The sequence below is a fragment of the Planococcus salinarum genome (assembly GCF_007004625.1).
GTDB lineage: Bacteria > Bacillota > Bacilli > Bacillales_A > Planococcaceae > Planococcus > Planococcus salinarum.
Map to the genome: position 1 here is coordinate 218499 of NZ_VIFV01000001.1, position 24295 is coordinate 242793.

The window sequence follows — 24295 nt, forward strand, 5'->3', positions numbered from 1 at the left end:
CCAACATCAAAGTTTAACTTTATTAAGAGTAAAACCTCTTCCTGTAAAAGTAAATAAATTTGCCTGATACCTGGTCTTTGGCACAACGAAAAAGCCATCCGTCCTTCCGGATGGCCTGCCGCATTTTCTTAAAACAGGCTGCTGACCGCTCCATAAACAAGTGCCAGCAGGATGACAAGCGCCGGATGCATTTTCCGGACCTCGAGCAGCCAATAACTGGCCGCAATCAGGAAGATTGTCTGGATGGTTCCGGAGGCTTCATAGGAAGTCACAAAGAATTGCACTGCCATTGCACCGAGAAGGATGGCAATCACCGGCCGCACCAGCCTAGTGATATTTTTGACTTTCGGGGAATCCTTGTATTTCATCAGGGTCACCATCAATCCGATCATCAGGACGAGCGACGGAGCGACGGATGCAAACAGGGCAATCACAGATCCCAGTATGCCTCCTTCCACATAGCCGATATAGCCCGCCATTTTGGTCGCTACCGGACCTGGCAGGGCATTGCCGAGCGCCAGCACTTCGCCGAACTCTTCAGTGGTCATCCAGCCATAACGGTCGACCACTTCTTTTTCGACAAGCGGGATAGACGCGGGCCCGCCCCCATAGCCAAGTATTCCCGGAATGAAGAAGGCAAGGAAAATAGACCAGTAGATCATTAAGCCTCCCCCCTTCTTTTCAATGGCAGGAATACAAGGATCAGGATCACCAAAATCAGGATTGCGGGATGTATGCCAAAGTATTCCATTAATATCCCTGAAATCACTGTGTAGGCAATCGCCCGGCCCCAGCCAAGGGAATCCCGGGATTTTTTCAGAAAGTCGAGCGTCAGGATGGCGAGCATCACGCCGACAACCGGCACGACAGCTTCAGACATCCCTTCCACCCAGGCAATCTCTTTATACTGCTGCATCACGCCCAACCCGACAATCATTAAAATGACTGTCGGCACGACACTTGCCACCAAAGCGACCAGACAGCCTGTCCATCCGTTGACACGGTATCCGATATAGCCGGCCATCTTCGTCGCGACCGGTCCGGGCATCGTATTCGATAAAGCGAGCGTATCGCCAAACTCGTCTTCGTCCATCCATTTGTAATTTTTTACCACTTCTTGCTGAAACAACGGAATTGCGGATGGGCCGCCTCCGAACCCGAGCATTCCCACACGAAGAAATGCCATGAAAATATCAATATTCAAGTTCATGCGGGAAGTTCATTCCTTTCTTTAACTTCTATAACCAGGCCGCCATTGGCCCCATAGCTTTCGTTCCGATTCCATCTGATAATACACTGCTTTTGTGAGTGCACCAAATGATCCGGCCCCGACCGCATCTTCTGCCGGCAACCGTCATATGTAGCAGTTTCAGCAACCTGGTCTCCGGTGGCTTTTGACTCTTTTTCAGTATATTCTACCGACAGTAAATGCGCTGAAATCCGACTTCCGGCCTCAATTTCGCTTTCATTATAATAGCCGAATGCAAGAAGTTCCCTGCATCCGGCTATTTATTCATTGTGCAAAATAGCGTGTCCTCTTCAAACAGCTCCTTGACAATATGGTTCACTAAAATCAACTTTCCAATTTATTATACGATTCTAATGGTGAGTCTTTTTTTTAAGTGCCGTACAAAAAATGCCCGGCGCCACTTCAAAATCTTCCATCTCAATAAAACCATGGCTTTCATAAAGCTTTTTCGCAGGTACATTCGCCTTTCCGGTGCTGACGGTAAAATTCAATCCTTGATATTTTGTTAATAAAAAAACCAGAAGCCTGCTGCCGATTCCTTCCCTGAAATGCCCGGGATCAACCACAAGTCGGTGGATATCTATCGTCTCGCTTTCTTTTTTATACGAGAGAAAGCCCAGCAGGCGGTCTTTCTCCATGTATCCCAGAAATACTTCATCGCTGTTCCGGAGCTCAAGAATGGATTCCTTCAATTGCGGGATGCCCTGAAATCCCATCATTTCCGCTTCCACCAGGTAGGCCGGATGCTGAATCTTTTGTATCGCTTTGGCTGTAGATTCACTCCGATGATCAAGTTCTTGTATCAACTGCACTCACCTCTTTTCAGATAGCAGCTCATCCAACAGAATGAAGAGCGCGGAACTTTTCACCCTCTTCACTCCCTCCCACTTATGCTCCCGACGAAGCTAACTTGTTTTCCGGATCAGGTCCGGATTGTTGTTTTTTGGTGAATTGACTGCATCAGAAACTTCATATGCTTCCATTTCGCCTTCCTCAAACGGCTTCAATAAGCTTTTCAACAATTCGACATCCTGCACATTCGGATCCAGCCAGATTTTTTCCGCTTCCTTGGATAAGATGACCGGCATGCGGTCATGGATGGATTCCATTATTTTATTGGGTCCGGTCGTCAGAATGGAGCAACTGTGGACGGTTTCCCCTTCCGGCGATTCCCAGGATTCCCACAGGGCTGCAAAAGCAAATGGCTCACCCGATTTCATCTTGATCAGCATCGGTGTTTTGCCGTTTTCTTCTTTTTTCCATTCATAGAACGCATCCGCCACCACAAGGCATCGTTTCTTTTTAAAGGCATTGCGGTAACTCGGCTTTTCTGCTGCTGTTTCCGCTCGGGCATTGATCATTTTGTAGCCTATTTTCGCTTCTTTTGCCCATGGTGGAATAAGCCCCCAACGCAATTTCCCGAGACGGTTTTTACTGCCATCGCTGATGACGGCTGCCACTTGCTGGGAAGGTGCCACATTATAGCTTTGTTCAAACTCTTCTTCGTCAAACGAAGCCTGCTCGATGTCAAAGCGTTCCAGTATAACGTTGTAATCTGCATATAACGCAAATCTGCCGCACATACCTACCACCCTTTCGCAATAATTGTAACTTTTTCCCTGTAATATGAACAGAACCATAATTTATAATTAATGCTTCATTTTTACGGGATAACTTAACGTGGAATTGCTTTTTATATTATTCCCGGATTTACAATTTACAGTATATTATTATCATAAAATCACAAATCCATTATGAAAAATCCGATTTTTTTACATAAACTGTTAATGTCCTATTAAAAATTTCTTGAATCCTTTTAATACGAAGGGTTCTAAACCCTTTCCTAAGGAAAGAGTGTTATAATAGACATACAATGATTTCCGTAAGGAGGAATAACATGGCTACTGCACGAGAAATGAGTTTGGTCAATAAAGATTTCCTGGTAGAAGAACTCGGGCTGAAGCAACAGGGCAATTCGGCTGTTTTTACAAATGAGGATACATTTGTATTGTCTCCGTCTGTTCAGCGATACGAAAAGGGATTTGACGTCAGTGATTTTACTTTGGCGAAATACGATCCGGAAAAACAACAGGGATTCCTGATTGTCCGCTATATGGACACCTTCCTCATGGCCAAGCTTGAAAGCTTCATTGATAAGATGATGCCTCCTGAGCTGAAAATCACGAAGAAAAACACAAAACCGCATTGGAAATTTACTGTAGCCGAAAATCCGGCTTATCATATCGTCAACACCCAGAACAAAGAATTGCGCTATCGTTTACAGGAACCATCCAAAAAGCAAATCCTATCGTACTTCAATAAAATGTAAAAGAAAGCTCCCGGATGGATCCATCCGGGAGCTTTTTTGTCATTCCTCTTCTTTTTTACGAATAGGATTCTTTTCATCGCCTACGCCGGTATTGTCATGGGCCCCTTCTTTCCGGAGCTGTTCGCCATCACGCTTTGCGGAATCCTTCCCCCCGAAAGTGCCGTGATTCTGTCCTTTTCGCCTGGTATTCTTGGTTTCCTGCTCACGGTCGGAAAATTCCTCTTTACTCATGGAGATCCCTCCTGGATGATTGTCATACTTGTTCTTTTCCCCAATTCCTCCAAAGAAAACACCGATAGTAGCTGAATCCAGTAATTCTGCCTGCCACTGCCTTTTTTCAGATCAATAAACGAAATCAAAAGCTGAAAAACCGAAATAGACGGCAAGAAACGACAACAGCGCAAAAATCACGTGTTCTGCCGAGCCACCGGTTTTGGTGGTGACCGGGAAACGGACAGTGAATTTAAAAGGAAAGAATAACTTAATGCCGTTTTTAGTGGCCATATCGAGCAGAAGATGACTGCCTATCCCCACCAGCAAACCGGCTGCAAGCGCTGCGTTCGGCAGGAATGTATGGAACAGGTAAGCCGCCATCAGCAAAAAGACCAGGCTGTGGGTGAATGTCCGATGGCCGAATAGGCCATTGATGATTTTCGAAACGAGCGGAAATGCCCTGCCGATTTTACTGCCGCCATGGCAGATATCCGGTATTACTGCACCAACCGCTCCCGCTCCGAGAAGTATAACCGGATCGTAATTCGTTATTTGTGCAAATGCAAGTCCTGCTGCAATACCGCCAATGATGTGTGTTTTTCCCGTCATGCTGATGCTCCTTCTGTTCTCCTCTCTTTTATTATACGGAAAATAGGGTATGGTGGAGTATAAGAATATCAATAAAGGAGTTTTCGTTATGGGAATTCATACATTTTTCAACTCACTGAACGATTTGGAGCGCATTATTCGGGCTCCGGGGAGATTTAAATTCGAAGAACATAATGTGGCAGCACATTCCTGGAAGGTCAGCCAATATGCCATGTTCTTCGCTACAATTGAAGAACGCGCCGGACGCGAGATCGATTGGAAATCGCTTTATGAAAAAACCATCAATCACGATTTCGCAGAGGTGTTCATCGGCGACATCAAAACACCGGTCAAACATTCTTCTCCTGAATTGAAAGAAATGATTTCCAAGGTCGAAGAAGGGATGATGGAAAAATTCATCATCCGTGAAATCCCCGAGGAATTCCAACAGGTATTTTTTGATCGCATGAAAGAAGGAAAGGACGAAACGATTGAAGGCCGCCTGCTCGAACTGGCTGATAAGCTCGATCAATTTTATGAGTCCTTCAACGAAATGAAACGCGGAAACGCGGACCCGGAATTCGGCAAGATGTACCGCATCGCGCTGACTAAATTGCTCAACATCCCGCTTGAAGCAAGTGTCGGCTACTTTAAGAACATCCTTCTAGAAGATGTTATCAACGAAGACAGTGTCATTGATGTCAAAGGGATTACGCTGCAGGTGCTCGAACGCCATAAGCATTCACCATATATTTCATAATCGCCTTGTGGTAAATTAATAAGAGCATAAAATAACCCGGAGGTGAATCCCTTAGTCAAGGGAATTTATTGGACCCCATACTTTTAGTGAATTCAGCGTTATTCGTTTTATTAATTTTATTTACAGCAATTTTTGTCGGAGCGGAGTTCGCAGTAGTCAAAGTCCGCATGTCCCGCATCGATCAGCTGATCGAAGAGGGAAACAAGCGAGCCGGCCTCGCCAAAAAAATTCTGGATGACCTGGATTATTATCTGTCCGTCTGCCAACTCGGCATCACGGTGACTGCTCTCGGCCTGGGTTGGTTGGGCAAACCGGCTGTCGAACAGGTCATCCTTCCTTTTTTCGTGGATTTCGGTTTGCCTCCATCTTCAGCGCTCCTGATTTCTTTCGTCCTGGCTTTCTCCCTGGTGACGTTCCTGCATGTGGTCATCGGTGAAATGACGCCAAAGTCCCTCGCACTGCACTCGGCTGAGCGCATGACGCTGGCTCTTGCTCCGGTGTTGTATGTATTCGGAAAAACCATGGCACCGTTCATCTATATAATGACCGGTGCCTCGCGAGTGCTGTTGCGCATATTTGGCATACAGCCGGCCCTGGCCGAACAGGGGCATTCGGAAGAGGAATTGAAAATCATCATGGCACAAAGCTTTCAAAGCGGTGAAATCAACCAAGCGGAATTGTCTTATATGCAAAACATCTTCGCCTTTGATGAACGCAGCGCAAAAGATGTCATGGTGCCACGCACGCAAATGGTCGCTTTTTCCGATACCCTGAATTCCCGAGAGTTGTTGGAGGAAATACGTGAACACCGTTTTACACGTTACCCGATCGCAAGGGATGGCGACAAGGACGACCTGATCGGCTTCATCAACGCCAAAGAGATCCTTACGCATTACGCGGTCAATGGTTCGGTCGAAATGACGGAGCTCATCCACAGCCTGCCGTATTTCCATGAGACCACCCCGCTGCAGACGGCTTTGGTGAAAATGCAGAAAGACCGCACCCATATCGCGTTGGTGATTGATGAATATGGAGGCACTTCCGGCTTGATAACTATGGAAGATATTCTCGAGGAAATCGTTGGGGAAATAAGGGATGAATTTGATGAAGACGAAGAAGCGGATATTATTAAAGAAAATGAACATCGCTATTTACTGAATGGCAGGGTACTTTTAAAAGATCTCGAGGAACGTTTCGGGCTTGAGTTCGAGGACAGCGAGGATATCGATACGATTGCCGGCTGGATCCAGCATCAGCTGATCGAAGCTGAGACGGGAAAAACATTTGAAAAGAATGGTTCCCGCTGGTCCATCCTGGCGATGGACAATCACCATATCCTGAAAATTTCTCTTGATATGCTCATCGATTAAGCAATACCCAATCCATTAAACAGGGCAGAAAGAAGCAGCGCTTCTTTCTGCCCTGTTTTTTCTCTTCATTAAAAAATAGATGCCGTTGAAATTCCGAATGGAGAGGTGAGCAACCAATTCCATCAACTTTTTAAGGCAAATTCCCATTCTTTAGGGTTAACCTCTGCAACGAGCGGGCATATAGGGTATAAGGAATTTTAATATTGGAGGTTGAAAATATGGGGAAAGTAAAATCCTATGGGAAAGAATTCGGAGAAAAGTTTAAAGAAGATAATGCAACCATACTTGCAGCAGCACAGGCTTACTATTATCTGCTTGCCATTGTGCCATTATTGATCCTGCTGCTGGCCATCCTGCCTTATCTGCAAATCGACCCGCAGCGTGTCATGGAATTTATGGGCACAATCCTTCCCGGTGAAGTCGCATCGACATTCGAAGAACAAATCGTCAGTGTTGTCACAACACCATCCGGTGGTCTGCTGACTTTTGGTATTCTGGGTACATTATGGTCCGCTTCAAATGCAGTCAGCGCATTTATCAAAGCAACAAATGAGGCTTACGATGTGGAAGAAACAAGATCGTTCATCAAACAGAAAGGCGTGGCCATCCTGTTGACATTGTTCATGCTGGTTGCAGTTATTATCGCTCTTGTACTGCCGATTTTCGGTGGAGCCATCATTGATATGATCAGTTCGTTCATGAACTTGCCGTCACAGACGGAAATCCTGTTCCAGGTGCTTCGTTGGGTCATCTCCATTGCAGTAATGAGTATCGTTCTGGCATTCATGTACAAAATTGCACCAAATAAACACTTCCCGTTCAAAGAAGTAATTGTTGGTGCCGTAATTGCTACAGTATTATGGCAGCTGGTATCTCTAGCCTTCTCATTCTACGTATCAAATTTCGGCAGCTTTAATGCAACCTATGGCAGTCTGGGTGGTTTGATCATTCTGATCCTATGGTTCTTCCTGACTGGGCTTATCCTGGTGATCGGTGCTGAAGTCAATGCCATCATTCACAAAAGAAAAAACACAAAAAATGAACCCGCCAAAGTTTATTGATAACGCAAAGTAAAACACCCCGCTTTTCACGAGCATGCGCTGCTCATGAAAAGCGGGGTGTTTGCTTTGCATAAACCGGTATCAAATCGGCAAGTGTGCCAAAAAATTCCAGCGCCCAAATCCTTCCACTTGGGGTTCAGTAAAATGCTTTTGCAATTCATCAATTCGATGTCTCCCTCCTGCAGCCGCTCAAAATTCGCATCCAACTTTTCACTATTCCGGAAATCCAACAGTGGCGCGTGGTAAAGTGCATCTCTTTTCGCCACCTGCATTTTGAATAAGGCATCGCAATGCGTATCGATGATTTTCAATTGTCCCCCTCCTTCCATCAGCCTCCCCAGGAGATTTCGGTGGAATAAATCAGGCTGTCGTCGACAAAAATCCTGCATTTGGTATGGCGGCAGCCCAGTCCCAATGAAACCTTGATGTCCTTATACTCCCCTTCTTCCCCTCTGAGTTTCCCGAACAATCTGGAGCTGAGTGCAAAGCCTGGCTGGTCATCCTGAAGAACACCGTCCACCCATAGTTTTTTTTGATCCCACTTGCTTTCAACCCGAATACGATGTGAAGAATGCTCTATTATCCATATATCTTTCATCGTAACTCCTCCATTTCATCTTGTTATGGACAGTATAGCAAATATTCTGAAATTCCTCTTCATCAAAACAGCCGGCCCGTCATTGTGGCGGGCCGGCTGTCAGCTTAAGTACATGGTTATTTTTTATTTATTTCGCGGCAAACGATTTTGAAGCATAGGTCTATGACCACCAGAGTTGGTTGTTGTTACTCCTGTCCTCATTCGTCCAAATCGACATTGTGGTAAACCTGCTGGACGTCTTCGAGGTCTTCGAGGGCATCAATCATTTTTTCAAATTGCGCCTGTGCATCTTCCGGCAGTTCGATGTCATTCTGCGCCATCATCGTGAATTCAGCGACCGTGAAATCGGTGATACCGGCCTCTTTGAAGGCTTCCTGCACCAGATGGAATTGGTCCGGTTCGGCATAAACGATGACCGCCCCTTCCTCTTCTTCGACATCGCGGACATCGATATCCGCTTCCATCATCATTTCAAGCACTTCATCGGCAGACTTCTGTCCCTCGATTCCGATGACTGCAATGTGATCGAACATATAGGCAACAGATCCGCTGACGCCCATATTGCCGCCGTTTTTGCCGAACGCCGCTCGCACATCAGACGCAGTCCGGTTTACGTTATTCGTCAATGTATCAACAATGACCATCGAGCCGTTCGGGCCGAATCCTTCATAACGCAGTTCATCATAGCTTTCTTCGGAGCCGCCCTTGGCCTTTTCGATTGCCCGGTCAATGATTGCTTTTGGCACATTGTATGTTTTCGCCCGTTCCAACACCACTTTCAATGCCTGGTTCGAATCAGGATCCGGCTCACCCTGTTTGGCGGCCACGTAAATCTCACGCCCGAATTTTGCATAGATGCGGCTTGTGTTGGCATCTTTTGAAGCTTTTTTTTCTTTAATATTGTTCCACTTGCGTCCCATAGGGTTTCCCACTTTCTTTCAGCTTTGAATGTGAAGAACGTTCACTCCCTCTATTATATAATAAATCTCCGTATTTGTTCGAATTATACCGGAGAAAAAGCGCGAAAAGAAAAGCTCCGCTGGATACAAGCAGAGCCGTTCAAGATTTCGTTTTGTCCACCCGGTGATATTCGGATATTTGCGTGACTCTCACTTTTCCCGTGTGCAGCTCATGATAAATTCCCCTGCTGTCGGTGAAAGAGATATATTGATCCCGCTCCCTCCGAACCAGATCTTCTGCTTTTTCCTGAGATTCCTCAAAAATGAATCTTCGGATATAATGTTCTTCATCAAAAAAATAGGTGACTTTGAATTCTTTCATGCAAACACCCCTCTCAGGATTGATAAGGCTGCTTTTGATAAAAAAAGTTTGGTTTGACGACGTCATTTTTATAAGGCTTATGGAAGATATGCGTCGTTGCCGGGGCCATCGGGGGAATGAGCCAGGCCCAATTGCCGGTGACCGAACGTCCGGCCGCCTCTTCTTTTTTCTCAAAGCTTTTGAATTGCTTCGCTGCCGTATGGTGGTCGACGATGGTGACACCGGCTTCTGCGAAAGACTCCAGTACAGCTATATTCAATTCGACCAGTGCTTTATCCTTCCACAGGGAACGATTGGAGGTTGTATCGAGTCCCATCAACGCTGCCACAGCCGGCAACAAATCGTATCTGTCTTCATCCGCCAGGTTGCGCGCACCGATTTCGGTTCCCATATACCAGCCGTTAAAAGGGGCCATCGTGTAATGGATGCCGCCAATTTCCATCCTCATGTCTGCAATGATCGGCACTGCGTACCAGCTAACATCCAGTGCCTTAAATCCTTCGATGTCCGAATGCCTCAGTCTCACCTCCATCACCGCCTGCTCCGGCAATTCGAAATAGCGCGGGCCTTTACCGGACTCTTCAATAACAATCGGAAGAATATCGAAGGCCGTTCCTTTTCCCCGCCAGCCAAGCTCCATGCAGTGCTTCGTAAACTCGACAGAAGAGGAATCACCTGTAATAACGCCATCGGTTTCATAGCCGGCATAACGCAAAAGCTGGTGGTTCCAGATACGCAGCTTGGCTCCGCCTTCTTCTTCAGCCGGAAAAACGGTCAGGGCAGGACGGATTTTGCCGTCGTTCGTGGCATAATCAATGTGGTTGAGCAATGCTTCAAATGCACCTTCCGCTGTTTGTTCCTGTCTTGCGTCAAAGACGGTCAAGGTATTCCAGAACAGCCGGCCGATGCAACGATTGTTGTTGCGCCAGGCCATTCGTGCGCCGTGCTCGAGTTCTTCCAGGGTATGTGCATACGTACCGGTGTCTTCTATTTCTTCGATGATGCCATTGATTCTATCTTGTATTTCTTTTGCGGATTTCCCAAGTTCAGCGTAGCAGTTTTGAATAAAATAACCCGCTTCTTCGATTAAAGGTCGATGGGACATGGCAATTTTCATGAACTTCACTCCTTCTCCCCACATGATAGCATTTCCAAAATGCAACATCCGTTCCATATGTGTCTACTCTATGATTTTCCGGAAAGGTGCAGTACACTTGAAAAAAAGCCTGTTGGGAGCTAACTTCTTATGATAAAAACAATTATTTTCGACTTGGATGACACCTTGCTGTGGGACCAGAAAAGTGTCGCTGTCTCCTTACGCATGACCTGTTCCTATGCGGAAGAAAAATGCGGCGTGGACGCTTCTCTACTGGAACAGGCGATTCGTTCCATGGCACCTGCCAGCTACACCGAAACCGGCGTATACGACTTTACCCGATCAATCGGCATCAACCCCTTTGAAGGTCTCTGGGGTGAATTTGATGACGAAGGCGAAGGATTTCAATCCATGAAAACTGTTATGCCGGAATACCGGCGGACAGCCTGGAATCGCGCTTTGCAGACAGTGGGGGTTGATGACGAAGCCCTTGGAATAGAGCTCAGCGAATACTTCCCCGCGATGCGTGCTAAAAACCCTTTCATTTATGAAGACACCTTCCAGGTGCTCGAGCAACTGAAAGGACGTTATCAGCTAATCCTGCTGACAAATGGTTCTCCCGGTCTGCAGCAGACAAAGCTGGAGATGTCTCCCGAAATCGCACCTTATTTCGACGATATCATCGTGTCAGGAGCCTTTGGCATCGGCAAGCCGGATGCTTCCATTTTTGAATTTGCTTTGTCCAAAACCGACATATCAAAAGCCGAAGCCCTGATGGTTGGAGATAATCTCATGACCGATATCCTCGGAGCCAATCGAGCCGGCATAAAGTCAGTCTGGCTGAACCGCAAGAAGAAAGCGCCACACGCATCCATTTTTCCCGATTTTGAAATCCATCAGCTGCAGGAATTGATTCCGATAATGAAACAGCTTTGAGCCGACAAGTGAGATTTCCCTATAAGTCCACCGCTATAACACTATCGATCTCTTCCAATCCTTCCAATTGCCGAAGGCTTTCCTCTTCAGCCGGCTTATCAATCGACAGCATCATGATGGCTGCGCCACCTTCTGCAGACCGGCCCACCTGCATCGTCGCTATATTCACGCCTTCTTGCCCGAGCAGGGTGCCGACACGGCCGATTACACCCGGCCGGTCATGGTGGCGGACGTATAATAGATGGCCCGACGGTATTACGTCGACAATGTAATCATCCACTTTGACGATACGTGCGCCCTGCCCGTTCAACAAGGTGCCCGCCGTTTTCCGCTTGCCGGCGGTCGTCAGGACTTCCACTGATATTAAGTTAGTGAAGCCCCCCGACGCAGCGGACTTGATTTCATTTACCGTAATTCCTTTCTGATGGGCGAGAAACATGGCGTTGACGTCATTTACGCGGTTGCCCAAGTGGCGTTTCAGGAGCCCCTTTAGGATGTTGCGTGTCAGCGGTCCGACTTCGGAATCAGCCAGTTCGCCGGAATAACCGATATTCACCACAGTGGCGGCCTCTTGTGACAACTGTGTCAAAAACGCGCCCAGCCGCTCTGAAAGGTCAAAATACGGCTCGATCTTTCTCATGATTTCTTTTGGCACAGATGGAAGGTTAACGGAATTCCGGACTGTTCCGGTACTGAAGTAGCTGACTACGTCCCGGCTTACATCGATTGCCACATTCTCCTGCGCTTCAAACGTGCTGGCACCGAGATGCGGCGTTGCGATGACTTCCGGCAACTCGAGCAACCGGAAGTCCACTACCGGTTCCTTTTCGAATACATCGAGTGCCGCTCCTGCCACCCTGCCGGCTTTGATGGAATCGTATAAGGCGTTTTCATCAATAATGCCGCCTCTTGCACAATTGATGATCTGGACACCCGGCTTCATCAGACTAAAAGCTTCTGCATCTATCAGATGATGCGTTTCCTTCAACAGCGGCGTATGGACTGTGATGAAATCTGCCGCTTTCAGCACTTCTTCCACCGTACCGAACCCGATGCCGAGTTCTTCCGCCCGCTCCTCGGTCAGATACGGATCGTAGGCCATGACCTTCATTCTCTGCCCTTTGGCACGAGCTGCCACTTCTGCTCCGATTCTCCCCAGTCCAACAACACCCAGGGTCTTCCCTTTCAGTTCAACCCCTGTGAAAGACTTACGGTCCCATTGCCGATTGCGCAGCGCAGCAGCGGCCTGTGGAATTTTACGGGCCATCGCCATCAGCATCGCCATCGTATGTTCCGCAGCAGAATTCGTATTGCCATCCGGGGCATTGACCACAATAATCCCTTTTTCAGTCGTTGCCTCCAAATCGATATTGTCCACCCCGACACCTGCACGCCCAATGACCTTTAAATTATCCGCCTTTCCGAGCAACTCCCTTGTCACTTGCGTTTGGCTGCGCACGAGCAATGCATCAAAACCTGCAATTTTTTCAGCGAGCTCCTGCGGATTCAATTCTGTATCAAACACCACCGAAATGCCTTCTGCTTCCCGGAGAGGGAAAATCCCTTCTTCACTCAGCGGATCGCTGATCAATATTTTATAATCCGTCATAATGTCGTCCCCCGTTCAAATATTCTTGTTGGGCCGCGCCTACGCCACTGCCAAGTCGAATCTGTTTGCCTGTCATCGCAATGCCGATTTCAATAGCCGCTATCGCCTGCAGCAAATCCGCTGGGGAACAATAGCCCATGTGTCCAATGCGGAAGATTTTTTTCGCCAGGATCTTTTGGCCGCCTGCCACTTCCATTGCGAATTCTTGCTTCAGTATCTTTCGAAGCTCCTCTGCATCAAAATCGCCGGGCTTGATTGCAGTCACGGTAGGGGAAGCATCTTCGTCTGCTGTCAAAAGGGGGATACCAAGTTCCTTAAAAGCTGCTCTTGTCATCTTCATCATCAACAGATGCCTTGCATAAACGTTTTCCAAACCTTCTTCCTCAATCAGCTCAAGTGCTTTTTGCAAGCCGAATAGCAGGGAGAGAGCCGGCGTATAAGGCGTAGAATTTTTTTGGAGTTCATCCCGGTGCTTTATCAAGTCCAGATAAAATCGGGGCTGGCGGTTCGTTTCGATTTTTGACCAGGCACGTTCGCTCACTCCGATAAAGGCCAGCCCAGCCGGAAGCATAAACGCTTTTTGTGAGCCGCTCACCACGATATCCAATTCCCACTCATCCATCTCAGTTTCTACTCCTCCCACGCAGGAAACACCATCCACAATGACCAGGGCTTCTGATTTCTTCCGAATTTCCGCAGCCAATTCCCTTATCGGATTCAAGACACCGGTGGACGTTTCACAATACGTCATGAATACCGCCGCTATTCCTTTATGGGTTTCGAGAATCTCCGCGATATCTGCGGGTTTTGCCGCTTTTCCCCATTCCGTTTCGACAATATGGGTGAGAATATTATAGGTTTTGCAGATATCCGCGAACCGTTCACCAAAGGCACCTGTGACTATAACCAGCACTTCTTCCCCCGGAGCGACTGTATTGATGACTGCCGCTTCCAAACCGGCGGTTCCGCTTGCTGTTAAAAGCAGCACTTCCTGCTCTGTGCCGAAAACCCGCTTCAATTTCGGCCGGATATCAGCCAGTATTTCGGAAGTGCTCTCCCCCCGGTGGCCAATCATTGGCTTAGCCATAGCGCGGTTGACACTTGGTGGTATCGGGCTGGGACCCGGTATCCGTAAAATCTGCTGATCTGCTAACATAAAAATCTCCTTCTTCCTATTTCAATTTTGCGGCTATTGAGGAAACAAAAAAAGACCCTTCCCTCCTCACATATAAATGCAAGGGGCGAAGAGCCTTCGTTCGCGGTACCACCCTAATTCACTGCAGAATCACAGTCTCATTGGTTCTGATGCTTAACGCGCACGACACGGAAGAACCTACTGTGATTCGGCCCATCTATTCAGGAGTGCTGATAAGGGGGAAACCGCTGATTCTCACCATCCATCAGCTCTCTGAAGATTCCCTTGCCCACATCTTGTCTCCATCAAAATAATTCTCTGTATTGGAATTTAATCCATCATATACAGCCAAAAAATGATTGTCAACAAAGTCTTACTATTCTGTCATTGAAGCAACCGCTTTCATTCTCCTCAACCTCTTACCCCTGCTGGCTTCAAAGATTTTAAAATTTTTTCGGACGGGGACAAAAAAAACCGCCCTTCCGAAGAAGGACGGTCGTAACTTTGTTTATGCCAATCCGAAATCATCGACCAGTGCAGCAAGTCCACCCTGGTAGCCGCTGCCGATTGCATTGAACTTCCATTCGCTGCCGTGGCGGTATAATTCGCCGACTACGAGGGCCGTTTCGATGGAGAAATCTTCTCCAAGGTCATAGCGCAGAATTTCTTCGTTATTGCTTTCGTTTAACACACGGATAAAGGCATTTGACACCTGGCCGAAGTTTTGTCCGCGGGTTTCTGCATCATGGATTGTCACTGTAAATACAACTTTGTGCAGGTCTGCGGGCACATTCGGTAAGTCAACGATCACTTGCTCATCGTCGCCTTCACCTTCGCCCGTCAGGTTGTCGCCTGTATGGGTAACAGAACCGTTTCCGCCAACCAGGTTGTTGTAGAAGATAAAGTCTTCGGGCCCGCGGGATTTCCCGTTTTCGCCTACAAGAAATACAGAGGCGTCAAGGTCGAAATCTCCACCACCGCTATATTTGTTCGTATCCCAGCCCAAGCCTACTGTCACTTTTGTAAGTCCCGGATTCGTTTTTGTTAAGTCGATTTTTTGGCCTTTTGAAAGGTTGATTGATGACATTAATGATCTCCTCCGATAATTTTATTTTCTTTGGGTATCTTCGTATTTCTTCTGCAATTCCTCGATACGCAGTCGGCCTTCTTCCCGCATCTTGCGGTTTTCGTCTTCAATGGCACGCGTATCATTCATGCCCTGCATAATAGTCTCCCATGTTTGTTCGATCGTTTCAATCTTGATGCTCGGCTGGCCTGACATTCTTGCGATATCCACCGACTGCCGCGAAATATCATTGGCATTGTTCAACAGCATCTCGTTTGTGCGGCGGTCAAGTTCGCTCATCGACTCAGCGACCAGATTCTGGCGCTTGGCTGCAATCGCGTTGATCAAACCTGTTTTGAAAATCGGAATGGTCGTTACGAACGCTGAGTTGATTTTTCCGATGAGCTTCGTGTTGCCGCGTTGCAGCATACGGATTTGCGGCGCTGCCTGATAAGAAACCTGTTTTGCCATTTCTAAATCATAGACCCGCTGTTCCAGGAGTTCTATGGCATTCTGCAGGGAGTTCAATTCCATCAATGCCATCTGGTCACCGGATTCCGCTTTCTTTTTCACTTCAGGTTCCACCGCTTTCAATTCCTCGACTTTGATGTCCCCTGCCGCAATATATTTCTCCAGCTCCATAAAATACTGGAAGTTCTGGTCGTACAGATTTTCCAAAGTCGTAGTGGATTTTTTCATTTCCGACTCGTATTTGGTGATTTCGACGTAAACTTTATCAATTTCCGTACCCATTGTCTGGTATTTGTTGAAAAGCTGCTCAATCATTTTATTGCCTTTATTAAAGATCTTGTTCAGAAAACCTTTTTTCTCCACAAAATCTTTTTTATCGAATTTATCCATGATTCTGCCGAGCTGTTTTAATAGCTCACTGGATTCTTCCATGCTGTTGGCCTGGACAGAATTCAGGACCTTCCCTGTAAAAGCGGAAATCTCATTTGCCGGCTCACGACCGAACTCCAGTAATTCAATCTGGTTTTTCGGATCGATCTTTGAAGCCAGTTGCAATACTTGCGGATCTTGTTTCAATTGCACTTTCAATTGATTTTCGTCTTTCATGACCAATTCCTGCTGTTCAATCTGGTCTGGCATCGTATTCATCATTACCCCTCCTTATTATATGGCTGAAAAATATTACTTTTCTTAATCTGGATGGTCTTGGAAAAAGAGTGTATCTCTGTCCAGACTCCAGCGGCCCACTCCCTCGAGTCGCTTCGGTTTTGGCTGCAATGGCAAAGGGCGCCATTACTTCCAAGCCCTCCAGCGCTTGTCGGAACTAAACGGGCGCTGTCGCTTTTCTTTATTATAACCATTTTCCAAGGAATTTCCGAACAACTGACGGTTCCTGGAACGGTTCGTTGAAACTGCGCTCGTCCAGCCAGTGCACATCGAAGGATTCGGTATCGATCCATCGTTCGATATCCTGATGCCCCTGTGGGTTGATGATAATGTTATCGAGCCCGAAAATATGGGCAAGTGCAATGATATTGGCATCCGCCCGGCTCAGCTCCCCGTCCTTCTCTTCATTATAAAACAATAAAGTCGGCACAAACTGCGGATAATCAAATAATTGGATCAATTGGATGACCGGATCCGGAAGCGCCATCGACTGGGAGAAGGCATAGAGCTGCAGGTCTTCGAACGATTCGCCGGTCTGCGGCAACAGGATCGGTTTCTCCACATGCCTTGCAATGGCTGCGCCAATTGCGGTCTGGACGCCGTCCGGCAGCTTGCTGTAACGCCACCAATTGGCTCCTTTCATCTTTTCGGGATCCAATTTCCCCGTTTTGTCGAGTGCCGAACGGTAATGGAACTGCTGATTTCCTTTTCTCTCTTCGATAAAAGGAAAACTGCGCACCAATTTCGTATCTTCCCGTTCCGTGAGCTTATGGACATTGTCCCAGAACCGCTTCCGGTCTTTTTCAATGCCCATAATTTTGGCAAAAACGACTGGAATATGAACGACGCCGCGCTCCACCAAAAATGACGGCCGGACCATGGCCCGTTCTTTCGCCAGCATGAAGGCTTCATCGATCGTCGTCTTTAAACGGATCGAATGTGTCACGTAGGATTTAAACTGAAACGGCTTGTAGAGGCCCGAATCGTCATGATGCAACAGCCGGTCCACTTCCTGGGTGGCCCGGTATGCCACGGTTCCGACACGTTTCGGTTTTTCTTCGGGAAAAGGCGGCGGCGTTTCAGCATTCACCTGAAAACTGTGGCTGTGAAGGCTTTCTTCACCCGCCAATTTTCCGAACCATTTTTCGCCGGTTGGATCATAGACGATGATATGGAAGCCAAAGGCAGCAGCCAGCTTCAGAAACCATTTTTCACTTTCTGAAGAGTCGCCGTACCACAGGAATCCAGGCAGGCCTTTTTCCAAATTCAATTTCACGAGCTCCGGTTCGATATGATTGAAAGTCCATTTCACGAGATCCGTCGCCACTCTTCGGAAGGAGGACTGTACCGTGCTGCCGCCAGACTGTTTTTGAAACGCCTTCAGCACATCAATCATGACAACGCGGATTCGGCGGTTCAAATCAGCATCTTTCAGGCGCGGCAATAGTCCTTTGCCATCCAAAAAAGCGACGATCCGGCTGGCCGACAAGCCATTTTCTTTTTTGTTCATTTCAAAAAGATCCTGAAGCGCTTTCAATCGATCCTGTTCAATATGTTTGTTCATCCTGCCCGACAGACGGATCAGCCGGTCTTCAGCTTGTTCCATTGATTCATATATGGAAGCAAAATAATCATCCGCATCCAACGGCATGCCGGTAAATTCACCGAGCAGCTGTGGATAGGTGATGGCTCCATCTTCCACTTTGGTTTCTGTGTGATTGACGAGCGGTTGTTTCAGCCACTCACCAAATTTTTCCGGATCCCATGTTCTTACAGGGACCGGATGCAATTGAACCATGGGTGTTCCCCCTTGCTATTTGCTTTGCACGGAAAGATCAGCGACCTTCGCCAATATTTCCTCGCCAGCTTTGATTCCCAGTTCTTCTGTCACGATTATATGTTCCGATATTTCCGCATCCGCTCTGACAGCTTCGCCGTGAGCGGCAAGAAATCCGGCATCTGCGCTTTCCAGCAGGTCGAGGTCCAGCAAAGAATCCCCTGCCGCAATCACGTAATCCGCCTGGATACGGTCTCTTACATATTCCATCGCTGCCGCTTTTGTTATACTTTCCGGCATGAAATAAAGCTTTCTTCCCTGAAGTGAAAGTCCCCAGCCGATACTGCGGAAAATTTCCGTATAGAAGCCGATTTTTTCTTCAGGAAAAAGGGCCCGGTCCACAATCAGGTAAACAAACCAGTCTTCTGCCTGTCTTACGCGCAATACCCATTCTTCATCAAAATGCTGCTGGATTACCGGCAATAGCTCTTCGATAACCGTCTTTCTGCTGACACATTGGTGGCGGATATCAGTGGACCACTCCTTGATGGGCTCGCCATTTTCCAGAATAACGGCACCGTTTGAAATAATGGCAAATTGCGGCGGTTCGCTGCCTTCGTAAATGCCCGTCACCCGCTCATATTGCTCGCGTGTTCTTGTTGTAACCGGCACAAAAACAGTGTTTGAATCCAATTCCCATAAAGCAGACTGGCTCTGTTCCGTCATAAAGGATTGCGGTTTCCCTTCGAAGCGTTCGACTTCGATCAATTCTTCCGGCTTTACTTCGCTGCCCATCGATCTGCGTGAATAAATCAGTGTCTGGTCGAGGTCGCTGGCAAATAAGACTGTCATGTTTCTTTCCCCGATTTGATGAGTCCGATCGACCGATAGAACAAATCCGGTACCACTTCAACCGGTATGCCTTTTTCTTCGGCCAAAATGAGGATATGTTTAACGTCCGGATGCCCCGCATCTCTCACCAGCACTTTCCAGGGATTTCTCCGAAGCAATACGCGTGTCGTTTCGCCGACTCCCGGTTTTACCAGGTGATAATCCGTTTCGCTGTACATGGTGCGGCCGATCCCTTCGACTTCTTCCATGCCCTCCCACGTCCGCTCGGCAGTAATTGGTGTGCTGAAAGCTTCTTCTTCCGCAGCTTTGCTCGTTTCTTCAAAGCAGCCCGTCACCTGATCCACAAAATCATTCGAAAGATCTTCTTCCAGCAAATCACCATAGAACTTAGCGCCGTGGTAATCATCCGCTCCGATAACCCGGTCGTTCAGAATCGTGCGGCTTACCAGACCCGAAACGGTGGAATTCAGGCAAGCACTGGGAATCAGGAAATCTTCCCGCGTACCGAACAGAACAGCACATGCGCCAGGATCGGCCAGAACCGCCATATCATCCTTGAGAGCTGTCCCATACTTGCTGTTGAAATGCTCGAGCGATTTCGTCAGTTCCTTTTGAATCGCTCCTTTTCCGGTCCAGCCGTCTACAAATTGGATGCGGCTCCCGGGATGGCGATCTTGAATAGTATGGATCGCTTTTTCGTCGATACCTTTATCACGCAAAATCGATACGCTGTAATGCGGCCATTTCATGTCCAGCATCCGCTCGGCATAGCGCTTGATCAAGATGCCAATGGGGCTGCCGGCGCGAGCCAGCGAAACGAGCACGATCTCTTCCGTTCCGGCATTCAATTGGATCCTTCTTGCCACGACTCCAACAAGAAAGCTCAACTGTTTTTTCATCTGTTTTACCGATTCATGGTAAAGCTTTGTATATTCTTCAGAGGGGCGGTATTCGACCGGCAGACGTTCAGCGTAATGACCGCCTGTCTGCACCGCTTTTTCGCGTTCTTCAAGGGAACTTTCCTCAAATTCATCGGTGACATCCTTTAATAGAAATGTGATGTCTTCATCCGGATAGCTTGTTTTCACTAATCCAGCAGTAATCATCAGGTCACCCCTTTTACAATTTTTCTGCCAGCGCGAGCCATTCGACCGGCGCTTTTTTCTCCAGATACGCAATCAACGGCTGCCATGTATCTTCATCAATGACCGATTCGGCCAAAAGGTAAATCCTATCGATGTTCAATTCACTTATATTATATAGGAATTGATCGACATCCTTTGCATCCGGCAGCTTAAAACGGACTTTTTCTTTGATTGGATAACCTTTTTCCTCAGCAGCAAAAATCGGACTTCTCGTAGTAGTCTGCACCAATGCATCGCCACCCAGCGCAAGGGCAAAACGCAGAGGCAAATACATATTTTCACCAATGCCGATCACCAGGGGTTTATCACTCACTGGCATAGCAGTGGCTGTGTTTTCAGCCCATTCATCAATTGCCCTATGGCCGCTGCTCGTCAACCCGAACCGACCGGTAAACGGAAGGTAGCGCTGCCTGGTCGCAGAATGAAAGTCGGCGACTGGTTCGCATTGCCTGGAACGGTTCGGCAATCTTTTTCCGTCACCTTGCAACAGCTGAATCTCATCTTCTTCCGGCGATTCGCTATGGTGCAATTCGAATTCACCCCTTTGCAGGGACAAAACTTCAATTTCCAGATTTCGTGCTTCCGCCAGCTTATCTAGGTTCCGTTGCTGGCTTTCGCTGCGCCAATCCAATATGGAGAGTGATATGTATTTTTTTCCCGGAAATTGCGCATCCAGGGCTGTAATCAGATTCAATAACGTATTGCCTGTAGAAATTTCGTCATCGATCAGGACAATCGTTTTTGCGTCTTCCAGCATTTTCGCCGGGGCGTAAACTTTATGGGAAGTAGCATGGGAATGCTCTTCCTCAAATACGAATGCCGGAGTCTCCCTGATTATCTCTTCACGTGTCGTATGGATATAGGCCGCTCCATCAAAATGATGAAAAACCGCATGGCCCAGTCCTGTCGCGGTTTCCGCCATTCCGATGAAAACAGTTTGATCCGGCAATGTTGCTCTGACTTCAAGGGATTGCCGGCTTGTTTCCAGACAGGTTTCGCCTGATTGGATCATCTCGACGATTTGCTGATTCTGTGGAATCGGCGAAAGGCCGGACTTTTCCATCAACAACGAAGCAAGCAGACTGCCGGTCCCAAGCGCCAATGCCGGATGGACTGCCAGGTGTTTCGCAATCAATTTGCTGACAAACAGAAATTGCCTTTTTTTATTCACTCTGAGCGCTATGGAAAATAAAGAGTCCATTGGCAGCTCTCCATAGGTTTCACCTGCAAAAACTTCAATATCCATTTTATCCCAATATTTATATCTGGTTTGCGAGCTGTTTGGCCCGCATATGATTGAGGACGTCGATTGGTTTATAATATTCATTCAGCACCCCATATATTTCCGCTTGAGCAGCAACTTTCTTCGCCCAGCTCAGGTGCGGTTTTACTTCATTCATCTTATTGCGTTGCGGACTTTGCAGGATACCGTTGAAAGTATCGCTTTTCGACAATATGAGCATTGCATCTTCATACGTTTCATGAGAAATGATATGTCCTGCATTAACAATTGCTATTTGGGAAGGATGGATGCAGGTTTTGCCTTTAAATCCATTCAAAACATCCAATTGCACTTCTTCCCATAGTGTTTTCTCCGGTTTCGAAGCCAGCCACTCATCAGCTTCGGATGAGAAATACTCATAGACCGGTCCGGACACAACAAAACCGTCTTCCGCTTTTGTAAATTTATTGAGTATTGAAATCAGGCAATCCCTGATCAGGTGAACTTCATAAATTGTCCGCTCCACCGGCCGTCTCAGACCATACAGGCTGGAAAAATCGGTGGCTCCTACGCGGATTGTCAGAATCCGGTCTTTTTCACGCCGCAAAATACCGTAAATTTCCAATAACGTTTGTTCCCGTGTTTCAGCAAACAGCACTTCTTCTGTTTCCAGTAGCGGCAATGCGTAAAGCATCCTGCCCGCGGCTTCACTGGCGCGGTCAAGAGATGCAAAAAAAGGGTTCAAGTCTTCAGTCTGCACTTTGGGCAGTACGATACCTGTCAGAGCACCAAGCGAACTGCCCGCCAAATGCGTAAGTTTATCCAATTGGCTGGAATTCCGGATACGCAGGAACAGCAGCGGGCTCTCCTTTACATTTGAGGCTGAAGCCCGTTCCAATTTTTCCAATTGCGAAACCACATTTGCTTCTGCGGACTCCAGTTCGCTGTCGGCTACTGCGTCTTCGAGACAAATCATCAATGTTGCCAAACCGGAAAATGTGTTCCGCCGATAACTGCCGGCTATAATCTTGGCTGCGAAATCAGGTCTTGAACCGGGTGTATAAAGGGCTGCCCCCAAAGCCAATCCCAGCATTTCCCGTTCCGTATCACGATTAAATTCTGCCGGGGAATATTTAAAAAACGTTTTTAACTCAGAATCATCCAATACGTTGAAATGTCTCAATATGAATCCCTCCCGGCACAATTAAATTAAAGCTTCTAGGTTGAGTAATATTATAAAAACGATATTCCGCAAAACAGCTTCGCTTGCCTGGGGGCTTGCGCTGAGCTAACTCGGTCTCGTTTCACTTCGCCCGAGTGGATCTCAGCACTTCGCTTGGTCCCCTGGGCGTCTTCGCTGTTTTGCTTCATATCTTAAAGACTGACTCAGCAAAAGCCACTCTCTAAGCGCCGGCGCGGCTCAGGACGGGGCGGAACAATAAGACGAGTGGTCTTCTCGGCTTATTGTGGGAGCTTAGTCCAAAGCGCCGAAGCGGCATAGAAATTATAATTGTTTAGTTCAACCTATATCACGTTGAGTAAAACATGTATAAATATTTCCATCTAAATGGAGAAAAAAGCAAGGAGCCCAGCCCCTTGCTTTTTCAACTTACCAGATCAGCTGTCGAGTCCGAAATCCTTGACCAGTGATCCAAGGCCACCCTGATAGCCGCTGCCTATTGCATTGAATTTCCATTCAGCGCCGTGGCGATATAGTTCACCGACCACGATAGCGGTTTCGATGGAGAAGTCTTCGCCTAAATCGTAGCGGATCAATTCCTCGTTGGTATTTTCATTAATGATGCGCACGTAGGAATTATTGACTTGCCCAAAATTCTGAGCTCTTGTTTCCCCGTCGTGGATCGTAATGGCAAAACTGACTTTTTCGATGGAAGAAGGAATGGCTGAAAGATCGACTTTCACTTGCTCGTCGTCGCCCTCCCCTTCGCCTGTACGGTTATCGCCAGTGTGCTCCACAGCTCCACCGGCACCTTTTGTGTTGTTATAGAAGATAAAATCGGCTTCTGAAGCGGCTTTGCCGTTTGCATCCAGAAGGAATACCGATGAATCAAGGTCAAAATCCTGTCCGCCATCATATTTATTCGTATCCCAGCCAAGTCCCACGATCACTTTGGACAAGCCCGGATTGCTTTTCGTTAAATCAACCTTTTGGCCTTTTGATAAATTAATTGCCATTTACACTCACTCCTTATGCATATTTATTGGCGATTGAGCCAATGTCAGAATCTGTCGTGCTTTCTCCTACTGCAGAGAATTTCCACTCGCTGCCCTGACGGTATAGTTCACCCGGAATAAGCGACGTCTTGCCCGAGTAATTTTCTGTCAGGTTATAATGGAGCAATTCTTCTTTCGACTGATTATCGACCAAACGGATAAAGGCGTTTTCAATCATGCCGAAATCCTGTTTTTTCTGTTTCGCGTTGTAGATGTTTACAACAAAAATCAATCGGTGAATTGATGGTGATATGCGCTTCAGGTCGATGTTGATCGTTTCATCATCGCCTTCCCCTTCACCGGTAAGATTGTCACCGGAATGCACGACACTTCCGTCGCGGCTTTGTTTGTTGCCGAAATAGATCAGGTTCTCTTTGCCTGTCAGCTTTCCGTTTTCATCAAGCATGATGACAGACGCGTCACAGTCGATATCAGAGCCGCCTCCGCCTCCGCCGAGAAGGGAACTTAAAAACCCTCCGCTTTTCTTCGTCTCAACAGGATCCCAGCCAAGTCCGACCATAATGCTTGAAAGTGATGAACGTCCTTTTGTCAAATCGATCTTCTGACCTTTTACTAAATTGATACCCACTCTTAACACTCTCCATTCATCTTTGTGTATTCTATTGTTAATACTAT

27 protein-coding genes and 1 other annotated feature are annotated in these 24295 nt (G+C 47.3%); of the genes, 5 read left to right on the top strand and 22 right to left on the bottom strand.

Annotated elements, in window-relative coordinates; genetic code table 11:
* Positions 1-128: 128 nt before the first annotated feature.
* The 4 genes from DIJ65_RS02045 to DIJ65_RS02060 form a co-directional block, all read right to left on the bottom strand.
* Positions 129-662 carry a chromate transporter gene (locus tag DIJ65_RS02045; RefSeq protein ID WP_071152234.1) on the bottom strand — a complete coding sequence of 178 codons (534 nt, stop codon included), beginning with the start codon at positions 660-662 and terminating at the stop codon, positions 129-131.
* Entirely contained in the window at positions 662-1210 is a 549-nt protein-coding gene (locus tag DIJ65_RS02050) for a chromate transporter (protein ID WP_071152235.1), read from the bottom strand. Before DIJ65_RS02050 ends, DIJ65_RS02045 begins: the two co-directional genes overlap by 1 nt.
* Positions 1211-1599: 389 nt before the next feature.
* Positions 1600-2055, bottom strand: coding sequence for a GNAT family N-acetyltransferase (locus DIJ65_RS02055; protein ID WP_071152236.1), 456 nt, complete (start codon positions 2053-2055; stop codon positions 1600-1602).
* A 99-nt stretch (positions 2056-2154) separates the two neighbouring features.
* Positions 2155-2832: an SOS response-associated peptidase gene (locus tag DIJ65_RS02060; RefSeq protein WP_071152237.1), complete on the bottom strand. Its 678-nt coding sequence runs from the start codon at positions 2830-2832 to the stop codon at positions 2155-2157.
* Between the two features lie 314 nt (positions 2833-3146).
* Here DIJ65_RS02060 and DIJ65_RS02065 point away from each other — a divergent pair, with 314 nt between their 5' ends.
* The gene (locus DIJ65_RS02065; RefSeq protein ID WP_071152238.1) at positions 3147-3578 is read left to right on the top strand and encodes a hypothetical protein; all 432 of its coding nucleotides are present in this window, start codon (positions 3147-3149) and stop codon (positions 3576-3578) included.
* Between the two features lie 39 nt (positions 3579-3617).
* Here the strand turns inward: DIJ65_RS02065 and DIJ65_RS02070 are convergent, their stop codons facing one another.
* Positions 3618-3809 (bottom strand): hypothetical protein, encoded by a 192-nt coding sequence (locus DIJ65_RS02070; protein WP_071152239.1) that lies wholly within the window; start codon positions 3807-3809, stop codon positions 3618-3620.
* 111 nt (positions 3810-3920) lie between these two features.
* Positions 3921-4400 carry a metal-dependent hydrolase gene (locus DIJ65_RS02075; protein ID WP_071152240.1) on the bottom strand — a complete coding sequence of 160 codons (480 nt, stop codon included), beginning with the start codon at positions 4398-4400 and terminating at the stop codon, positions 3921-3923.
* Between the two features lie 88 nt (positions 4401-4488).
* Between DIJ65_RS02075 and DIJ65_RS02080 the strand changes: the two genes are divergently transcribed.
* From DIJ65_RS02080 to DIJ65_RS02090, 3 genes are all read left to right on the top strand, one after another.
* On the top strand, positions 4489-5139 hold the full coding sequence (locus tag DIJ65_RS02080; RefSeq protein WP_071152241.1) for a YfbR-like 5'-deoxynucleotidase: 651 nt from the start codon (positions 4489-4491) through the stop codon (positions 5137-5139).
* 68 nt (positions 5140-5207) lie between these two features.
* Positions 5208-6509, top strand: coding sequence for a hemolysin family protein (locus DIJ65_RS02085; protein WP_071152242.1), 1302 nt, complete (start codon positions 5208-5210; stop codon positions 6507-6509).
* Between the two features lie 218 nt (positions 6510-6727).
* Positions 6728-7570: a YihY/virulence factor BrkB family protein gene (locus tag DIJ65_RS02090; RefSeq protein WP_071152243.1), complete on the top strand. Its 843-nt coding sequence runs from the start codon at positions 6728-6730 to the stop codon at positions 7568-7570.
* A 26-nt stretch (positions 7571-7596) separates the two neighbouring features.
* Here the strand turns inward: DIJ65_RS02090 and DIJ65_RS02095 are convergent, their stop codons facing one another.
* The 5 genes from DIJ65_RS02095 to DIJ65_RS02115 form a co-directional block, all read right to left on the bottom strand.
* Positions 7597-7881 carry a hypothetical protein gene (locus tag DIJ65_RS02095; RefSeq protein WP_071152244.1) on the bottom strand — a complete coding sequence of 95 codons (285 nt, stop codon included), beginning with the start codon at positions 7879-7881 and terminating at the stop codon, positions 7597-7599.
* Positions 7882-7898: 17 nt separating this feature from the next.
* Complete coding sequence (locus DIJ65_RS02100; protein ID WP_117299539.1) at positions 7899-8168, bottom strand: hypothetical protein; 270 nt, start codon at positions 8166-8168, stop codon at positions 7899-7901.
* A 197-nt stretch (positions 8169-8365) separates the two neighbouring features.
* Entirely contained in the window at positions 8366-9088 is a 723-nt protein-coding gene (locus DIJ65_RS02105) for a YebC/PmpR family DNA-binding transcriptional regulator (protein WP_117299537.1), read from the bottom strand.
* A 139-nt stretch (positions 9089-9227) separates the two neighbouring features.
* Positions 9228-9449, bottom strand: coding sequence for a hypothetical protein (locus DIJ65_RS02110; RefSeq protein WP_117299536.1), 222 nt, complete (start codon positions 9447-9449; stop codon positions 9228-9230).
* 13 nt (positions 9450-9462) lie between these two features.
* Positions 9463-10566 (bottom strand): nitric oxide synthase oxygenase, encoded by a 1104-nt coding sequence (locus DIJ65_RS02115; protein ID WP_117299657.1) that lies wholly within the window; start codon positions 10564-10566, stop codon positions 9463-9465.
* A 129-nt stretch (positions 10567-10695) separates the two neighbouring features.
* Here DIJ65_RS02115 and DIJ65_RS02120 point away from each other — a divergent pair, with 129 nt between their 5' ends.
* Positions 10696-11481: an HAD family hydrolase gene (locus DIJ65_RS02120; RefSeq protein ID WP_117299534.1), complete on the top strand. Its 786-nt coding sequence runs from the start codon at positions 10696-10698 to the stop codon at positions 11479-11481.
* A 19-nt stretch (positions 11482-11500) separates the two neighbouring features.
* On the opposite strand, the gene serA is transcribed toward DIJ65_RS02120, so the two are convergent.
* From serA to DIJ65_RS02175, 11 genes are all read right to left on the bottom strand, one after another.
* Positions 11501-13090, bottom strand: coding sequence for a phosphoglycerate dehydrogenase (gene serA / locus DIJ65_RS02125; protein WP_117299532.1), 1590 nt, complete (start codon positions 13088-13090; stop codon positions 11501-11503).
* Positions 13077-14246: a pyridoxal-phosphate-dependent aminotransferase family protein gene (locus tag DIJ65_RS02130; RefSeq protein WP_117299531.1), complete on the bottom strand. Its 1170-nt coding sequence runs from the start codon at positions 14244-14246 to the stop codon at positions 13077-13079. The genes serA and DIJ65_RS02130 overlap by 14 nt, the downstream gene beginning before the upstream one ends.
* A gap of 78 nt (positions 14247-14324) precedes the next feature.
* Positions 14325-14543 (bottom strand) — a binding site (T-box leader).
* 190 nt (positions 14544-14733) lie between these two features.
* Positions 14734-15312: a TerD family protein gene (locus tag DIJ65_RS02135; RefSeq protein WP_117299529.1), complete on the bottom strand. Its 579-nt coding sequence runs from the start codon at positions 15310-15312 to the stop codon at positions 14734-14736.
* Positions 15313-15333: 21 nt separating this feature from the next.
* Positions 15334-16410 carry a toxic anion resistance protein gene (locus DIJ65_RS02140; protein ID WP_117299527.1) on the bottom strand — a complete coding sequence of 359 codons (1077 nt, stop codon included), beginning with the start codon at positions 16408-16410 and terminating at the stop codon, positions 15334-15336.
* 202 nt (positions 16411-16612) lie between these two features.
* Positions 16613-18226, bottom strand: coding sequence for a YceG family protein (locus DIJ65_RS02145; protein ID WP_117299524.1), 1614 nt, complete (start codon positions 18224-18226; stop codon positions 16613-16615).
* A gap of 15 nt (positions 18227-18241) precedes the next feature.
* Entirely contained in the window at positions 18242-19057 is an 816-nt protein-coding gene (locus DIJ65_RS02150) for a hypothetical protein (RefSeq protein WP_117299522.1), read from the bottom strand.
* Positions 19054-20163, bottom strand: a complete 1110-nt coding sequence (locus DIJ65_RS02155; RefSeq protein WP_117299520.1) for a cysteine protease StiP family protein — start codon at positions 20161-20163, stop codon at positions 19054-19056. The genes DIJ65_RS02150 and DIJ65_RS02155 overlap by 4 nt, the downstream gene beginning before the upstream one ends.
* 13 nt (positions 20164-20176) lie before the next feature.
* On the bottom strand, positions 20177-21403 hold the full coding sequence (locus DIJ65_RS02160) for a phosphoribosyltransferase family protein (RefSeq protein WP_230321267.1): 1227 nt from the start codon (positions 21401-21403) through the stop codon (positions 20177-20179).
* A 58-nt stretch (positions 21404-21461) separates the two neighbouring features.
* Entirely contained in the window at positions 21462-22607 is a 1146-nt protein-coding gene (locus tag DIJ65_RS02165) for an HpcH/HpaI aldolase/citrate lyase family protein (RefSeq protein ID WP_117299517.1), read from the bottom strand.
* 434 nt (positions 22608-23041) lie between these two features.
* Positions 23042-23620, bottom strand: a complete 579-nt coding sequence (locus DIJ65_RS02170; RefSeq protein ID WP_117299516.1) for a TerD family protein — start codon at positions 23618-23620, stop codon at positions 23042-23044.
* 13 nt (positions 23621-23633) lie between these two features.
* On the bottom strand, positions 23634-24248 hold the full coding sequence (locus tag DIJ65_RS02175) for a TerD family protein (RefSeq protein WP_071151874.1): 615 nt from the start codon (positions 24246-24248) through the stop codon (positions 23634-23636).
* Positions 24249-24295: the final 47 nt, after the last annotated feature.

What these genes read in the sequence shown, in the direction of transcription:
- DIJ65_RS02045 (WP_071152234.1), bottom strand. Translation starts at nt 662, where the DNA reads ATGATCTACTGGTCTATTTTCCTTGCCTTCTTCATTCCGGGAATACTT.
- DIJ65_RS02050 (WP_071152235.1), bottom strand. Translation starts at nt 1,210, where the DNA reads ATGAACTTGAATATTGATATTTTCATGGCATTTCTTCGTGTGGGAATG.
- DIJ65_RS02060 (WP_071152237.1), bottom strand. Translation starts at nt 2,832, where the DNA reads ATGTGCGGCAGATTTGCGTTATATGCAGATTACAACGTTATACTGGAA.
- DIJ65_RS02065 (WP_071152238.1), top strand. Translation starts at nt 3,147, where the DNA reads ATGGCTACTGCACGAGAAATGAGTTTGGTCAATAAAGATTTCCTGGTA.
- DIJ65_RS02070 (WP_071152239.1), bottom strand. Translation starts at nt 3,809, where the DNA reads ATGAGTAAAGAGGAATTTTCCGACCGTGAGCAGGAAACCAAGAATACC.
- DIJ65_RS02075 (WP_071152240.1), bottom strand. Translation starts at nt 4,400, where the DNA reads ATGACGGGAAAAACACACATCATTGGCGGTATTGCAGCAGGACTTGCA.
- DIJ65_RS02080 (WP_071152241.1), top strand. Translation starts at nt 4,489, where the DNA reads ATGGGAATTCATACATTTTTCAACTCACTGAACGATTTGGAGCGCATT.
- DIJ65_RS02090 (WP_071152243.1), top strand. Translation starts at nt 6,728, where the DNA reads ATGGGGAAAGTAAAATCCTATGGGAAAGAATTCGGAGAAAAGTTTAAA.
- DIJ65_RS02100 (WP_117299539.1), bottom strand. Translation starts at nt 8,168, where the DNA reads ATGAAAGATATATGGATAATAGAGCATTCTTCACATCGTATTCGGGTT.
- DIJ65_RS02105 (WP_117299537.1), bottom strand. Translation starts at nt 9,088, where the DNA reads ATGGGACGCAAGTGGAACAATATTAAAGAAAAAAAAGCTTCAAAAGAT.
- DIJ65_RS02110 (WP_117299536.1), bottom strand. Translation starts at nt 9,449, where the DNA reads ATGAAAGAATTCAAAGTCACCTATTTTTTTGATGAAGAACATTATATC.
- DIJ65_RS02115 (WP_117299657.1), bottom strand. Translation starts at nt 10,566, where the DNA reads ATGAAAATTGCCATGTCCCATCGACCTTTAATCGAAGAAGCGGGTTAT.
- DIJ65_RS02120 (WP_117299534.1), top strand. Translation starts at nt 10,696, where the DNA reads ATGATAAAAACAATTATTTTCGACTTGGATGACACCTTGCTGTGGGAC.
- serA (WP_117299532.1), bottom strand. Translation starts at nt 13,090, where the DNA reads ATGACGGATTATAAAATATTGATCAGCGATCCGCTGAGTGAAGAAGGG.
- DIJ65_RS02130 (WP_117299531.1), bottom strand. Translation starts at nt 14,246, where the DNA reads ATGTTAGCAGATCAGCAGATTTTACGGATACCGGGTCCCAGCCCGATA.
- DIJ65_RS02135 (WP_117299529.1), bottom strand. Translation starts at nt 15,312, where the DNA reads ATGTCATCAATCAACCTTTCAAAAGGCCAAAAAATCGACTTAACAAAA.
- DIJ65_RS02140 (WP_117299527.1), bottom strand. Translation starts at nt 16,410, where the DNA reads ATGAATACGATGCCAGACCAGATTGAACAGCAGGAATTGGTCATGAAA.
- DIJ65_RS02145 (WP_117299524.1), bottom strand. Translation starts at nt 18,226, where the DNA reads ATGGTTCAATTGCATCCGGTCCCTGTAAGAACATGGGATCCGGAAAAA.
- DIJ65_RS02150 (WP_117299522.1), bottom strand. Translation starts at nt 19,057, where the DNA reads ATGACAGTCTTATTTGCCAGCGACCTCGACCAGACACTGATTTATTCA.
- DIJ65_RS02155 (WP_117299520.1), bottom strand. Translation starts at nt 20,163, where the DNA reads ATGATTACTGCTGGATTAGTGAAAACAAGCTATCCGGATGAAGACATC.
- DIJ65_RS02160 (WP_230321267.1), bottom strand. Translation starts at nt 21,403, where the DNA reads ATGGACTCTTTATTTTCCATAGCGCTCAGAGTGAATAAAAAAAGGCAA.
- DIJ65_RS02170 (WP_117299516.1), bottom strand. Translation starts at nt 23,620, where the DNA reads ATGGCAATTAATTTATCAAAAGGCCAAAAGGTTGATTTAACGAAAAGC.